This is a genomic window from Streptomyces sp. NPDC059679, from assembly GCF_042734105.1.
In the GTDB taxonomy this organism is placed as follows: Bacteria; Actinomycetota; Actinomycetes; order Streptomycetales; family Streptomycetaceae; genus Streptomyces.
The window spans coordinates 171,134-186,116 of record NZ_JBHWES010000006.1 but is presented as its reverse complement, the minus strand read 5'-3'; the positions used below and the strand labels follow the sequence as shown (position 1 = coordinate 186,116).

At 66.7% G+C, this 14,983-nt stretch carries 10 protein-coding genes and 1 tRNA gene; 1 reads left to right on the top strand and 10 read right to left on the bottom strand.

The annotated features are described in order from the left end of the window. Positions 1–117: 117 nt before the first annotated feature. The 10 genes from ACFV2X_RS10075 to ACFV2X_RS10030 all read right to left on the bottom strand — a co-directional run bounded on the left by ACFV2X_RS10075 (position 118) and on the right by ACFV2X_RS10030 (position 13,401). Positions 118–4,017, bottom strand: a complete 3,900-nt coding sequence (locus ACFV2X_RS10075) for a DNA-directed RNA polymerase subunit beta' (RefSeq protein ID WP_385613829.1) — start codon at positions 4,015–4,017, stop codon at positions 118–120. Between the two features lie 101 nt (positions 4,018–4,118). Continuing rightward, on the bottom strand, positions 4,119–7,601 hold the full coding sequence (gene rpoB, locus ACFV2X_RS10070; protein WP_385613827.1) for a DNA-directed RNA polymerase subunit beta: 3,483 nt from the start codon (positions 7,599–7,601) through the stop codon (positions 4,119–4,121). 589 nt (positions 7,602–8,190) lie between these two features. Continuing rightward, positions 8,191–8,577 carry a 50S ribosomal protein L7/L12 gene (gene rplL / locus ACFV2X_RS10065; protein WP_089509708.1) on the bottom strand — a complete coding sequence of 129 codons (387 nt, stop codon included), beginning with the start codon at positions 8,575–8,577 and terminating at the stop codon, positions 8,191–8,193. Positions 8,578–8,655: 78 nt separating this feature from the next. Beyond that, on the bottom strand, positions 8,656–9,213 hold the full coding sequence (rplJ, locus tag ACFV2X_RS10060; RefSeq protein WP_065962956.1) for a 50S ribosomal protein L10: 558 nt from the start codon (positions 9,211–9,213) through the stop codon (positions 8,656–8,658). A 281-nt stretch (positions 9,214–9,494) separates the two neighbouring features. Continuing rightward, complete coding sequence (locus ACFV2X_RS10055; protein WP_385613822.1) at positions 9,495–10,346, bottom strand: hypothetical protein; 852 nt, start codon at positions 10,344–10,346, stop codon at positions 9,495–9,497. A 245-nt stretch (positions 10,347–10,591) separates the two neighbouring features. Then, entirely contained in the window at positions 10,592–11,308 is a 717-nt protein-coding gene (rplA, locus tag ACFV2X_RS10050; RefSeq protein WP_385613819.1) for a 50S ribosomal protein L1, read from the bottom strand. Positions 11,309–11,381: 73 nt separating this feature from the next. After that, on the bottom strand, positions 11,382–11,816 hold the full coding sequence (gene rplK, locus ACFV2X_RS10045; RefSeq protein ID WP_030412999.1) for a 50S ribosomal protein L11: 435 nt from the start codon (positions 11,814–11,816) through the stop codon (positions 11,382–11,384). 160 nt (positions 11,817–11,976) lie between these two features. Next, positions 11,977–12,855 (bottom strand): transcription termination/antitermination protein NusG, encoded by an 879-nt coding sequence (gene nusG, locus ACFV2X_RS10040; protein WP_385613816.1) that lies wholly within the window; start codon positions 12,853–12,855, stop codon positions 11,977–11,979. 77 nt (positions 12,856–12,932) lie between these two features. Then, positions 12,933–13,223 (bottom strand): preprotein translocase subunit SecE, encoded by a 291-nt coding sequence (gene secE / locus ACFV2X_RS10035; protein ID WP_043487404.1) that lies wholly within the window; start codon positions 13,221–13,223, stop codon positions 12,933–12,935. Between the two features lie 105 nt (positions 13,224–13,328). Beyond that, positions 13,329–13,401, bottom strand: a tRNA-Trp gene (locus ACFV2X_RS10030). 182 nt (positions 13,402–13,583) lie between these two features. Here ACFV2X_RS10030 and ACFV2X_RS10025 point away from each other — a divergent pair. Beyond that, the gene (locus tag ACFV2X_RS10025) at positions 13,584–14,822 is read left to right on the top strand and encodes a pyridoxal phosphate-dependent aminotransferase (RefSeq protein WP_385613814.1); all 1,239 of its coding nucleotides are present in this window, start codon (positions 13,584–13,586) and stop codon (positions 14,820–14,822) included. The last annotated feature ends 161 nt before the right edge of the window (positions 14,823–14,983 follow it).

Below are 14,983 nucleotides of genomic sequence, written 5' to 3'. Positions count from 1 at the left end.
GCATCGGCTCCGGTCAAAACAAATGCACACGCGGCAAGGCACACCGGCCCGCAAGCATAGCCGCAGGGCGGCCACCCCGCCATGGGGTGGCCGCCCTGTGCGCCCGCGGATACGGGATTACTGGTTGTACGGACCGTAGTCGTAGTCCTCCAGCGGGACCGCCTGGCCGGAGCCCGTGCCGAAGGGCGAGTAGTCGATGTCGTCGTAACCGACGGCCGAGTACATCGCGGCCTTCGCCTCCTCGGTCGGCTCGACCCGGATGTTGCGGTAGCGGGACAGGCCCGTACCGGCCGGGATGAGCTTACCGATGATCACGTTCTCCTTGAGGCCGATCAGGGAGTCCGACTTGGCGTTGATCGCCGCGTCGGTGAGCACCCGGGTCGTCTCCTGGAAGGACGCCGCCGACAGCCAGGACTCGGTCGCCAGCGAGGCCTTGGTGATACCCATCAGCTGCGGACGGCCGGAGGCCGGGTGGCCGCCTTCCTGGACCACACGACGGTTCTCGGACTCGAAGCGCGACCGCTCCACCAGCTCGCCCGGCAGCAGCTCGGCGTCGCCGGACTCGATGATCGTCACCCGGCGCAGCATCTGCCGGATGATGATCTCGATGTGCTTGTCGTGGATCGACACACCCTGCGAGTTGTAGACCTTCTGGACCTCGCCGACCAGGTGCACCTGGACGGCGCGCTGGCCGAGGATGCGCAGCACGTCGTGCGGATTGGTGGCACCCAGGGTCAGCGGCTGGCCGACCTCGACGTGATCGCCCTCGCCCACCAGCAGACGGGCTCGCTTGGAGACGCCGAAGGCCGTCTCGTCGGAGCCGTCGTCCGGGGTGACGACGATCTTCTTGGTCTTCTCGGTCTCCTCGATCCGGACGCGGCCGGCCGCCTCCGAGATCGGGGCGACACCCTTGGGCGTACGGGCCTCGAAGAGCTCGACGACACGCGGCAGACCCTGGGTGATGTCGTCACCGGCCACACCACCGGTGTGGAAGGTACGCATCGTCAGCTGGGTGCCGGGCTCACCGATGGACTGGGCGGCGATGATGCCGACCGCCTCGCCGATGTCCACCAGCTTGCCGGTCGCCAGCGAGCGGCCGTAGCAGAAGGCACAGGTGCCCACGGCGGACTCGCAGGTGAGGACCGAGCGGGTCTTGACCGTCTCCACGCCGTGCCGCACGAGCTGGTCGATGAGCACATCGCCCAGGTCGACGTTGGCCGGCGCGATGACCTTGCCGTCCACGACGACGTCCTCGGCGAGCATGCGCGCGTACACGCTGGTCTCGACGTCGTCCGTCTTGCGCAGCACGCCGTCGGCGCCCCGGGTCGCGATCGCGAGCTTCAGACCGCGCTCGGTGCCGCAGTCCTCCTCACGGATGATCACGTCCTGGGAGACGTCCACCAGACGACGGGTCAGGTAACCCGAGTCGGCGGTACGCAGCGCGGTGTCCGCGAGACCCTTACGGGCACCGTGGGTGGAGATGAAGTACTCCAGCACGGAGAGACCCTCACGGAACGACGCCTTGATGGGCCGCGGGATGGTCTCGTTCTTCGCGTTGGACACCAGACCACGCATACCGGCGATCTGACGCATCTGCATCATGTTTCCGCGAGCGCCCGAGTCGACCATCATGAAGATGGGGTTGGTCTTCGGGAAGTTCGCGTTCATCGCGTCGGCAACCTCGTTGGTCGCCTTGGTCCAGATCGAGATGAGCTCCTGGGTGCGCTCATCCTTGGTGATCAGACCACGCTCGTACTGCTTCTGGACCTTCTCGTCCTGCGCCTCGTAGCCCTCGATGATGGCCTTCTTGGCCGCGGGGACGACGACGTCGGAGATGGCGACGGTGACACCGGAGCGGGTGGCCCAGTGGAAACCGGACGCCTTCAGGTTGTCCAGGGTCGCCGCGACGATGACCTTCGGGTAGCGCTCGGCGAGGTCGTTGACGATCTCGGAGAGCTGCTTCTTGCCCACCGAGTAGTCGACGAACGGGTAGTCCTCGGGCAGCAGCTCGTTGAAGAGCGCGCGGCCCAGGGTGGTGCGCAGCCGGAAGCTGTCGCCCGGCGTCCAGGCAGGCTCGCCCTCCTCCGGAACCGGCGGGGTCCAGCCACGGGGCGGGACGGTGCCGATCGGGAAGCGGATGTCGATCTTCGCCTGGAGCGAGAGCTCGCGGGCGTCGAACGCCATGATCGCCTCAGCGGTCGAGCCGAACGCCCGGCCGTCGCCGATGACCTTGCGCTCCTCCTCGTCGGTGGTGAGGAAGAACAGGCCGAGCACCATGTCCTGGGTGGGCATGGTCACCGGGCGGCCGTCGGCCGGCTTGAGGATGTTGTTCGAGGACAGCATCAGGATGCGGGCCTCGGCCTGGGCCTCCGCGGACAGCGGCAGGTGCACGGCCATCTGGTCACCGTCGAAGTCCGCGTTGAACGCGGTGCACACGAGCGGGTGGATCTGAATGGCCTTGCCCTCGACCAGCTGCGGCTCGAAGGCCTGGATGCCCAGACGGTGCAGGGTCGGCGCACGGTTCAGCAGCACCGGGTGCTCGGCGATGACCTCTTCGAGCACGTCGTACACGACCGTGCGGCCGCGCTCGACCATGCGCTTGGCCGACTTGATGTTCTGCGCGTGGTTCAGGTCCACCAGGCGCTTCATCACGAACGGCTTGAAGAGCTCCAGCGCCATGGCCTTGGGCAGACCGCACTGGTGCAGCTTGAGCTGCGGGCCGACGACGATGACCGAACGGGCCGAGTAGTCGACTCGCTTGCCGAGCAGGTTCTGGCGGAAACGACCCTGCTTACCCTTCAGCATGTCGCTGAGGGACTTCAGCGGACGGTTACCGGGACCGGTCACCGGGCGGCCGCGGCGGCCGTTGTCGAACAGCGCGTCGACGGCCTCCTGCAGCATCCGCTTCTCGTTGTTCACGATGATCTCGGGGGCACCGAGGTCAAGGAGACGCTTGAGGCGGTTGTTCCGGTTGATGACGCGGCGGTACAGGTCGTTCAGGTCGGAGGTCGCGAAGCGGCCACCGTCCAGCTGCACCATCGGACGCAGGTCCGGCGGGATCACCGGGATGCAGTCCAGCACCATGCCGTTGGGGCTGTTGCGGGTCTGCAGGAAGGCGGAGACGACCTTGAGGCGCTTGAGCGCACGGGTCTTCTTCTGGCCCTTGCCGGTCCGGATGATCTCGCGGAGCTTCTCGGCCTCCTCGTCGAGGTCGAAGGACTCCAGGCGCTTCTGCAGGGCAGCGGCGCCCATGCCGCCCATGAAGTACGTGCCGAAGCGGTCACGCAGCTCACGGTAGAGCAGCTCATCGCCCTCCAGGTCCTGGACCTTGAGGTTCTTGAAGCGGTTCCACACCTCGTCGAGACGGTCGATCTCGCGCTGGGCGCGGTCGCGCAGCTGCTTCATCTCACGCTCGGCGCCCTCGCGCACCTTGCGGCGCACATCGGCCTTGGCGCCCTCGGCCTCCAGCTCGGCGAGGTCCGCCTCGAGCTTCTTGGCGCGGGCCTCCAGGTCGGCGTCGCGGCGCTGCTCGATCTGCTGGCGCTCGACGGAGACATGGGCCTCCAGCGAGGGGAGATCGCGCGTACGACGCTCGTCGTCCACCCACGTGATCATGTAGGCGGCGAAGTAGATGACCTTTTCCAGGTCCTTCGGGGCGAGGTCGAGCAGGTAGCCCAGGCGCGACGGAACGCCCTTGAAGTACCAGATGTGGGTGACGGGAGCGGCCAGCTCGATGTGGCCCATCCGCTCACGGCGCACCTTGGCGCGGGTGACCTCGACACCGCAGCGCTCACAGATGATGCCCTTGAAGCGGACGCGCTTGTACTTGCCGCAGTAGCACTCCCAGTCCCGGGTCGGACCGAAGATCTTCTCGCAGAAGAGTCCGTCCTTTTCGGGCTTCAGGGTGCGGTAGTTGATGGTTTCCGGCTTCTTGACCTCACCGTGGGACCACTGACGGATGTCGTCAGCAGTGGCGAGGCCGATCCGCAGCTCGTCGAAGAAGTTGACGTCGAGCACTTGTCGTCAATCCCTCTTTCAGGGTCGTGTCTTCGGGTCTGACTGGGGGTCCGGGGAGAGGCCGGGGCGGTCGCGGTGGACGACCGTCCCGGCCAGACCCGTCAGACCTCTTCGACGCTGCTCGGCTCGCGCCGCGACAGGTCGATACCGAGCTCCTCCGCAGCGCGGAAGACGTCCTCGTCGGTGTCGCGCATCTCGATGGACATGCCGTCGGACGACAGCACCTCCACGTTGAGGCACAGGGACTGCATCTCCTTGATGAGCACCTTGAAGGACTCAGGGATGCCGGGCTCGGGGATGTTCTCGCCCTTGACGATGGCCTCGTAGACCTTCACTCGGCCGGTGACGTCGTCGGACTTGATGGTCAGCAGCTCCTGGAGGGCGTACGCGGCGCCGTAGGCCTCGAGCGCCCACACCTCCATCTCACCGAAGCGCTGGCCACCGAACTGAGCCTTACCACCCAGCGGCTGCTGGGTGATCATCGAGTACGGACCGGTGGAGCGGGCGTGCAGCTTGTCGTCCACCAGGTGGTGCAGCTTGAGGATGTACATGTAGCCGACGGAGATCGGGTCCGGGAACGGCTCGCCGGAGCGGCCGTCGAACATCCGGGCCTTACCGGACGACTGGACCAGGCGGTCGCCGTCGCGGTTCGGGATCGTCGAGTCGAAGAGACCGGAGATCTCGTCCTCGCGGGCGCCGTCGAAGACCGGGGTCGCGACGTTGGTGCCCGGCGCCACCTCATCGGCGCCGATCGCCTGCAGCCGCTGCATCCACTCCTCGGAGCCTTCGACCTTCCAGCCGCGGGAGGCCAGCCAGCCGAGGTGGATCTCCAGGACCTGTCCCGGGTTCATTCGGGACGGGACACCCAGCGGGTTGAGGATGATGTCGACCGGGGTGCCGTCCTCCAGGAACGGCATGTCCTCGACCGGCAGGATCTTGGAGATGACGCCCTTGTTGCCGTGGCGGCCGGCGAGCTTGTCACCGTCGGTGATCTTGCGCTTCTGCGCCACGTAGACGCGGACCAGCTGGTTCACGCCCGGGGGCAGCTCGTCGCCCTCCTCGCGGTCGAAGACACGCACGCCGATGACCTTGCCGATCTCGCCGTGCGGCACCTTCAGCGAGGTGTCACGGACCTCACGGGCCTTCTCGCCGAAGATCGCGCGCAGCAGGCGCTCCTCCGGGGTCAGCTCGGTCTCACCCTTCGGGGTGACCTTGCCGACCAGGATGTCCCCGGCCACGACCTCGGCGCCGATGCGGATGATGCCGCGCTCGTCGAGGTCGGCCAGGACCTCCTCGGAGACGTTCGGGATGTCCCGGGTGATCTCCTCGGGGCCGAGCTTGGTGTCACGGGCGTCGACCTCGTGCTCCTCGATGTGGATCGAGGAGAGGACGTCGTCCTGCACCAGGCGCTGGCTGAGGATGATCGCGTCCTCGTAGTTGTGGCCCTCCCACGGCATGAACGCCACCAGGAGGTTCTTGCCGAGCGCCATCTCGCCGTCCTCGGTGGACGGGCCGTCGGCCAGCACCTGGCCGGCGATCACCCGCGCGCCCTCGTCCACGACGACCTTCTGGTTGAAGGAGGTGCCCTGGTTGGAGCGGGAGAACTTGGCCACCCGGTAGGTGGTGTAGGTGCCGTCGTCGTTGGCCACCGTCACGTAGTCGGCGGAGACCTCCTGGACGACACCGTCCTTCTCGGCCTTGATGACGTCACCGGCGTCGACCGCGCAGCGGTACTCCATGCCGGTGCCGACCAGCGGGGACTCCGCCTTGATCAGCGGCACGGCCTGGCGCATCATGTTCGATCCCATGAGCGCGCGGTTGGCGTCGTCGTGCTCGAGGAACGGGATCATGGCGGTCGCGACCGACACCATCTGGCGCGGCGAGACGTCCATGTAGTCGACGTCGTCGCCCGGGATGTAGTCGACCTCGCCGCCACGGCGGCGGACCAGGACGCGGTTCTCGGCGAAGTGGAGGTCGTCCGTCAGCGGCGCGTTGGCCTGCGCGATGACGAATCGGTCCTCTTCGTCGGCCGTCAGGTAGTCGACATCGTCGGTGACGACACCGCCGACGACCTTCCGGTACGGGGTCTCGATGAAACCGAACGCGTTGACCCGGCCGTACGAGGCGAGCGAGCCGATCAGACCGATGTTCGGGCCTTCGGGCGTCTCGATCGGGCACATGCGGCCGTAGTGCGACGGGTGCACGTCTCGGACCTCGAAGCCCGCCCGCTCACGGGACAGACCACCGGGGCCCAGCGCGTTCAGACGGCGCTTGTGGGTCAGACCCGACAGCGGGTTCGTCTGGTCCATGAACTGCGACAGCTGGCTGGTGCCGAAGAACTCCTTGATGGAGGCGACGACCGGCCGGATGTTGATCAGGGTCTGCGGCGTGATCGCCTCGACGTCCTGAGTCGTCATGCGCTCACGGACGACGCGCTCCATACGGGCCAGACCCGTACGGACCTGGTTCTGGATCAGCTCGCCGACGTTACGGATACGGCGGTTGCCGAAGTGGTCGATGTCGTCGGTCTCGACGACGATCATCTGACCGTTCTCGCCGACCGTCTCGGTCTCACCGGCGTGCAGCTTCACCAGGTACTTGATCGAGGCGATGACGTCCTCGACCGTCAGGACGCCCGCGTCCAGCGGAGCGGCCGCACCCAGCTTCTTGTTGACCTTGTAGCGGCCGACCTTCGCGAGGTCGTAGCGCTTGGGGTTGAAGTAGAGGTTCTCGAGCAGCGTCTGCGCGGCCTCACGCGTCGGGGGCTCGCCCGGGCGCAGCTTGCGGTAGATGTCGAGCAGCGCGTCGTCCTGGCCCTGGGTGTGGTCCTTCTCCAGGGTGGCGCGCATGGACTCGTACTCGCCGAACTCCTCGAGGATCTGCTCGGTGGTCCAGCCCAGCGCCTTCAGCAGAACGGTGATGGACTGCTTGCGCTTGCGGTCGATGCGGACACCGACCATGTCGCGCTTGTCGATCTCCATCTCCAGCCAGGCACCCCGGGACGGGATGACCTTGACGGAGAAGATGTCCTTGTCGGACGTCTTGTCGATGGAGGAGTCGAAGTACACACCCGGCGAGCGCACCAGCTGAGACACCACGACACGCTCGGTGCCGTTGATGACGAAGGTGCCCTTGTTGGTCATGAGCGGGAAGTCGCCCATGAAGACCGTCTGGGACTTGATCTCACCGGTCTCGTTGTTGGTGAACTCGGCCGTGACGAAGAGCGGAGCGGCGTACGTGAAGTCGCGCTCCTTGCACTCGTCGATCGAGTTCTTCGGGGGCTCGAAGCGGTGATCGCGGAAGGTCAGGGACATCGACCCGGAGAAGTCCTCGATCGGGGAGATCTCCTCGAAGATCTCTTCCAGACCGGACTTGGTGGGGACGTCCTGACCGCTGTCCAGCGCAGCCTCGACGCGAGCCTTCCAGGCGGCATTGCCGAGCAGCCAATCGAAGCTCTCGGTCTGCAGCGCAAGGAGGTTCGGAACCTCGAGAGGCTCCTTGATCTTCGCAAATGAGATGCGCAGCGGGGCGGTGCTGGCGCCGTTGTTCGTATTGGCAGTCGAGGCGTTGCGCGAGGCGGCCAAGAGGGGGTCCTTCCGAGGGCTCGGACTCACTACGCGCGTGCCGGTCCCAACTCGAGCCACAGAAGGAAATCCCTGGTCAGAGAGATTTCCTCGGCCGTGCTCTCAGGTGGGCATGCCCCTGGTGACGGGCAGGAGGCAGCTAACAGGCAGCGCAAAGGGTCAGTGTAGCCACTTGGCACACTGATGTCCAGCTCCGAGTTTCTGAGACCGGCAGAGCCAATCTCTCCCTCCGCTGAGGGGGCCGCTCCCCCTCGTTGTCTTCTCGTTGTTTTCGAACGCCTGCAGCCAACCATGCGCCTCAGGCGCATATCGATACTGCCCGCTTCGCCGACGATCCATGCCTCGGACTTGGATCGGTGTGACGTCGCGTCCTGAGAATTGCGCGCTGCGTGCCGTTCGTCAAGGCCCCCCACTCCGGCGAGATCGTCACAGGGCGTGGCGACGGGCAACGAAGATCACCATACCCGCAGGGACCGACAAGGCAACGCAGCCGTGACGGAAGCGCCGAAGGGCGACCACCCCAACGGGTGATCGCCCTTACGGAACGGAGCGGGTCAGCGGGCCCGGCAGGGCCCCTGAACCCCTCGGGTCACTTGACCTCGACGGAGGCGCCGGCGCCCTTGAGGGACTCGGCGGCCTTCTCGGCCTGCTCCTTGTTGACCTTCTCCAGGACCGGCTTCGGGGTGCCGTCGACGAGGTCCTTGGCCTCCTTCAGACCCAGCGAGGTCAGCTCACGCACGACCTTGATGACCTGGATCTTCTTCTCGCCAGCGCCGGTGAGGATGACGTCGAACTCGTCCTTCTCCGGCTCGGCCTCGGCCGCGGCACCCGGGGCACCCGGGGCAACGGCGATGGCGGCCGGGGCGGCGGCGGTGACGTCGAACTTCTCCTCGAAGAGCTTCACGAACTCGGAGAGCTCGATGAGGGTCATCTCCTCGAACTGGGCGAGCAGGTCTTCCTGGCTGAGCTTCGCCATGATGGCGGTCCTTCCACTAAATCGGCTGGTGCCGGATGTACATGTCGGCGGGCACGGGCCCGCTGGGCAGCGGGAGAATTACTCCGCGGCCTCGGCGGGAGCCGGCTCGCCGGCACCGCCCTGCTCTTCCTTCTTGACGCGAAGCGCCTCCGCCGTGCGGACGAACTTCGACGGGAGCGCCTGGAAGAGCGCCGCAGCCTGGGACTGCTTGCCCTTCATGGCGCCCGCCAGCTTGGCGAGCAGCACCTCGCGGGACTCGAGGTCCGCGAGCTTCTTGATCTCGTCGGCGGACAGCGCCTTGCCGTCAAGGACACCGCCCTTGATGACGAGAGCGGGGTTCTCCTTGGCGAAGTCACGGAGACCCTTCGCCGCCTCGACCGGGTCACCGGTCACGAAAGCGACGGCCGACGAACCCGCGAACAGGTCGTCGAGCGTGGTGATCCCGGCCTCGTTGGCCGCGATCTTGGTCAGCGTGTTCTTCACCACACGGTACTGAGCGTTCTCACCGAGCGAACGGCGCAGCTCCTTGAGCTGCGCGACGGTGAGACCGGTGTACGCGGTCACAACAGCAGCGTTGGAGGTACGGAACTTGTCCGTCATCTCCTCGACGGCCGCGACCTTGTCAGGCCTCGCCATGAGCCTCGGCCTCCTTCCGGGTGATGAGGACCGCATCGGCCGGGCAAGGAGGCTTAACAAAACGAAACGCCCCGGCGCAGGCGCTCGGGGCGTGACTCGACCGTACGGGCTCGCGGCCCGGTCGGGAGTCCATCCACAATCACCTGCGCAGGTCGTCCGCAGCTAGCGGATCCTTCGGCCACCACACCCCTTGCGAGGCACAGCAGCGACCAGCGGTCTTTGGCTTCGGTGGAAGGCTACGCGAACGGGCCGCGGCCAGGCAAATCGGCTCTTCCGTCAGGTCAGCTCTGCTGACCCAGGGCGTCCTCGAAGTTCATGGTGTCCGAGGCCGGCGGCTCCTCGACGGTGACCTTGGTGCCGTAGTCCGAGTAGAAGACCGTCGAGTCGTACTTCCCGTTGTTGCTGTCGGCCTGCTCCCGCTTCTTGACCAGGAGGTTGTCACCGTCGATCCACAGGTCGATGGTCTCGGTCTCCATGCCCGAGGTCTCCAGCTGCTTCTGCAGGGCCTCGAGGTCCGACTGGGTGAGGTCCTTGGACTGCATCTTGGCCAACTCGGAGACCTTCACGGTGCCGGTGTAGTGGGTCGCCTTGACGCCCTTGACCGACTCCGAGCCCACGCTCTTGACCTGGCCGGTGGCGATCAGCAGCTGCACCGAACGCGCCGGGTCGGTGTTCTGCATCTGGTCCTTGAGGAACTCACCGGAGGCGCCGGCCTGCTTGGCCAGGGTGTCGTAGTCGTACTTCATCCAGTGCTTGCCGCCCGCCTGCGCCGCGAACTCGGGGCCGAGGTTCATGAACATCGCGTCGGGCGTGTAGCGAGCCTCCATGGGCTTGCCCGCCAGCGGCGAGTTCTGGACCGACCCGCCCTTCTGCGTGATGGTCATGTTGGCGCGCATGCCGTCCGCCCAGTCCATCGCGCCGGACATGGTCGAGTTCTGCGCACCCATCTGCGTGGTGCCCTCGACCTTGGCCGAGTGCTGCTGGTCCGTCTGCTGCGAGGCGAGCTTGAGGGCGGCGAGCGGGCCGCCCACCGACTCGGCGGCCTTGTCGGAGCCCTTGCTCGACTTGTCGCTGTCGGCCTTGTCGCTCCCACAGGCCGTGAGACCGGCCACCAGAACCACACCGCTGAGCACCGCCGCACTCCGAGCAGCGAAACGAGTACCGCGCACAGGTCCCCCTATGTCTTTGTCTTTGCTTCTTATTTATCTTTTACGACTGCTGAGACTGTATCTGAGGGGACGCCCAACGCAGTGAGCCGGGTTCCCACCCTCCACTTGGGAGGTGCGGGAACCCGGCTCACAGGGGTTGAGCGCCGCCTCATACGGCACTCAGAGTGCGCTCAGCACGCGTATCAAGCGCGTGCTGAGACAGAACGTGCTCAGACGGCCTCGTCCTCGACCAGCAGGTTGCGGGTGCGGTTGGCGTCCAGCGGGATGCCAGGGCCCATCGTGGTGGTCAGGGTCGCCTTCTTGATGTAGCGGCCCTTGGCGGCGGACGGCTTGAGACGGTTGATCTCCTCGAGCGCCGCGGCGTAGTTCTCCACCAGCTTGGCCTCGTCGAAGGAGACCTTGCCGATGATGAAGTGCAGGTTCGAGTGCTTGTCGACGCGGAACTCGATCTTGCCGCCCTTGATGTCGGTGACGGCCTTGGCCACGTCGGGGGTGACGGTGCCGGTCTTCGGGTTCGGCATCAGACCACGCGGACCGAGCACCCGGCCCAGGCGGCCGACCTTGCCCATGAGGTCCGGGGTGGCGACGACGGCGTCGAAGTCCAGCCGGCCCTTGGACACCTCGTCGATCAGCTCGTCGGAGCCGACGATGTCGGCGCCGGCGGCCTCCGCGGCCGCAGCACGGTCACCGGTCGCGAAGACCAGGACCCGGGCGGTCTTACCGGTGCCGTGCGGAAGGTTCACGGTGCCACGGACCATCTGGTCGGCCTTGCGCGGGTCGACACCCAGGCGCATGGCCACCTCGACGGTCGCGTCGAACTTGGCGGCGGAGGTCTCCTTGGCGAGCCGAACGGCCTCGAGCGGGGCGTACACGCGCTCCCGGTCGATCTTGGCGTCCGCGCTGCGGAGAGTCTTGCTGCGCTTCACTGCTGCTCCTGAAAGGTTGTGGAGTCGTGGTCCGGGCCGCGCTTGGCCCTGCCACGGTGGTGCTACGGGGGTGTCAGCCCTCGACCGTGATGCCCATGGAACGGGCGGTGCCGGCGATGATCTTCTCGGCGGCGTCCAGGTCGTTGGCGTTCAGGTCGGGCATCTTGGTGGTGGCGATGTCACGGACCTGGTCGCGGGTGATCTTGGCGACCTTGGTCTTGTGCGGCTCGCCGGAGCCCTTCTCCACACCCGCGGCCTTGAGGATCAGCTTGGCGGCCGGCGGAGTCTTGGTGACGAAGGTGAAGGAACGGTCCTCGTAGACCGTGATCTCCACCGGCACGACCATGCCGCGCTGCGACTCGGTCGCGGCGTTGTAGGCCTTGCAGAACTCCATGATGTTGACGCCGTGCTGGCCCAGCGCGGGGCCGACCGGCGGAGCCGGGTTCGCGGCACCGGCCTGGATCTGGAGCTTGATCAGCCCCGTGACCTTCTTCTTCTTGGGAGGCATGCTCTCTCCGGGTCTTAGTGAGAGGTGATTCGCCTCCGAACCGGATCATCCGGATGGAGGCATACCGCACAACAGTAACGGGTATAGCTGTGCGGCCTAAAACCGAGCAGGTCAGACAGGCCGCGAAAGCCCGTCTGACCTGATCGGAAGGTTCGTATGGTCAGTTCTTCTGGATCTGGTCGAAGCTCAGCTCGACCGGGGTCTCCCGGCCGAAGATCTCCACCAGGCCCTTGACCTTCTTCGAGTCGGCGTTGATCTCGTTGATCGTCGCCTGCAGCGTCGCGAAGGGACCGTCGGTGACCGTGACCGAGTCGCCCACCTCGAAGTCCAGCACCTGGACCTCGACCTTGCGGCTCGGCGCCGGCAGGCCCGCCTCCTCGGCGGCGGCCTTGGCGGCCTTCTCCTCGGCCTCCGGGGCGAGCATCTTGACGATCTCGTCCAGGGTCAGCGGGTACGGGTCGTACGCGTTGCCCACGAAGCCGGTGACGCCCGGGGTGTTGCGGACCACGCCCCAGGACTCGTTCGTCAGGTCCATGCGCACCAGCACATAGCCGGGCAGCTTGTTCTGGCGCACGGTGCGGCGGTCGCCGTTCTTGATCTGGACGACCTCTTCCTGCGGCACCTCGGCCTGGAAGATGTAGTCCTCCACGTTCAGCGATACGGCACGCTGCTCGAGGTTGGTCTTCACGCGGTTCTCGTAGCCCGCGTAGGTGTGGATGACGTACCACTCGCCGGGGAGGGTCCGCAGCTCCTCACGCAGGGCCTCGACCGGGTCGACCGCGATCTCTTCTTCGGCGGTCTCTTCCCCGGCCTCTTCTTCGTCAGCCTCTTCTTCGGCCTCTTCTGCGTCGGCCTCGGCGTCCTCGGCCGCCAGGACAGCGTCCTCGTCCTCGACGCGGACCGCATCCTTCTCGGCCGGCTCTCCCGCCTCAGCCTCCGCAGCCTCGGCCTGGTCCTCATCGGCAGCCTCGATGATGTCGAGCTCGTCCTCATCGGACTCGACGGCCGCGGCGGCCTCGTTCAGGTTCGGGTCAGACACGGTGGCTGCTTCTTCCTGGCTTCAAGAGGGGTGGAACGTACGAAGGGGCAACTCGGGACAGCGCCACCCTTCGAGGGTCAGCCAAAGACGTACTTGATGGCTTGGTTGAACCCATAGTCGATCACTGTAACGATGCCGATCATGATGAGCACAAAGACGATCACCACAGTGGTGTACGTCGACAGCTGGCCACGCGTGGGCCACACGACCTTGCGCAGCTCAGCGACGATCTGGCGGTAGAAGAGCGCGAGCCTGCCGAAGGGCCCCTTCTTGGCGCGCTTGCCACCACGGCGGCTCTTCTTGGCCGCCACCTCTTCTTCGGGACGACCGCTTTCAGGCGTCGCGGTGGAGCCAAGGGCTTCCGTCACTACGTCCTCACCTGAATCCGGGTCGTGGCCGTGCCGCGTCCGGCCCGGCCGCACAGCGGTGCATTCTCAGTACGCGCCCACGCACCCTGGTAAATGTGCGTGTAGCAGGGCCGGAGGGACTTGAACCCCCAACCGCTGGTTTTGGAGACCAGTGCTCTACCAATTGAGCTACGACCCTTTGCGGCTCCACCCAACCTACCGCATCCACCCGGCTCCATGGAGTGCGCGAGGCGAAACGGCTGTTGAGCGGCCAACGACGGATGAGTGTACGTGGTCCAGGGCCGGGCGTCGAACGAGAAGCGCCCATGGCGCCCTTAAACCCGTGTGCCGCGCTATTCGGCGGTCTGGGACGATGCACATATGACCGCTGCTAACCCTCCTGCACAGTCCCCGACAGAGCGCCGTGTCTCCGCCCGTATCGGAGCCATTTCCGAGTCCGCCACGCTCGCCGTCGACGCCAAGGCCAAGGCCCTCAAGGCCGCCGGGCGTCCGGTGATCGGCTTCGGCGCGGGCGAGCCCGACTTCCCCACGCCCGACTACATCGTCGAGGCGGCGGTGGAGGCCTGCCGCAACCCGAAGTACCACCGCTACACCCCGGCCGGCGGGCTGCCCGAGCTCAAGGCCGCGATCGCCGCGAAGACGCTGCGCGACAGCGGCTACGAGGTCGAGGCGGCGCAGGTCCTGGTGACCAACGGCGGCAAGCAGGCGATCTACCAGGCGTTCGCGGCGATCCTGGACCCGGGCGACGAGGTCATCGTCCCCGCCCCGTACTGGACCACCTACCCCGAGTCGATCCGGCTCGCGGGCGGCGTCCCGGTCGATGTCGTCGCCGACGAGACCACCGGCTACCGGGTCTCCGTGGAGCAGCTGGAGGCGGCCCGCACCGAGCGCACCAAGGTGCTGCTCTTCGTCTCCCCGTCCAACCCCACCGGCGCCGTCTACCCGCGTGAGCAGGTCGAGGCGATCGGGCGCTGGGCGGCCGAGCACGGGCTGTGGGTGCTCACCGACGAGATCTACGAGCACCTGGTGTACGGGGACGCGGAATTCCACTCGCTTCCGGTCGTGGTGCCCGAGCTGCGGGACAAGTGCATCGTGGTCAACGGCGTGGCGAAGACGTACGCCATGACCGGCTGGCGGGTGGGCTGGGTCATCGGCCCCAAGGACGTCGTCAAGGCCGCGACCAACCTCCAGTCGCACGCCACCTCCAACGTGAGCAATGTCGCACAGGTCGCCGCCTTGGCCGCCGTCGCGGGCGACCTGGACGCCGTGGCCGCGATGCGCGAGGCATTCGACCGCCGCCGCCGCACCATCGTGCGGATGCTGAACGAGATCGACGGCGTGGAGTGCCCCGAGCCCGAGGGCGCCTTCTACGCCTACCCGTCGGTGAAGGCCCTGATCGGCAAGGAGATCCGCGGCAAGCGCCCGCAGAGCTCCGTGGAACTGGCCGAGCTGGTCCTGGAGGAGGCCGAGGTCGCGGTCGTCCCGGGCGAGGCATTCGGCACCCCGGGCTATCTGCGGCTCTCGTACGCGCTGGGCGACGAGGACCTGGTCGAGGGGATCTCCCGGCTGCAGAAGCTGCTGGGCGAGGCGCGCGACTGATTTCGCGCCCCCTCAGAGGCGCGCTCAGACGTGTGTGACGCGGGCGCTCGGCGGTGGCCGGGCGCCCGCGTCCGTTTACGCCCGCCCTTTGCGCCCGCGTTCAGGTAGACCCGCATTCATGTGCGGGCAAGCCCCCGTTCGGCGAAAGCGGTACCGGCGGG

What these genes read in the sequence shown, in the direction of transcription:
- ACFV2X_RS10025 (WP_385613814.1), top strand. Translation starts at nt 13,584, where the DNA reads ATGACCGCTGCTAACCCTCCTGCACAGTCCCCGACAGAGCGCCGTGTC.
- rplK (WP_030412999.1), bottom strand. Translation starts at nt 11,816, where the DNA reads ATGCCTCCCAAGAAGAAGAAGGTCACGGGGCTGATCAAGCTCCAGATC.
- rplL (WP_089509708.1), bottom strand. Translation starts at nt 8,577, where the DNA reads ATGGCGAAGCTCAGCCAGGAAGACCTGCTCGCCCAGTTCGAGGAGATG.
- rplJ (WP_065962956.1), bottom strand. Translation starts at nt 9,213, where the DNA reads ATGGCGAGGCCTGACAAGGTCGCGGCCGTCGAGGAGATGACGGACAAG.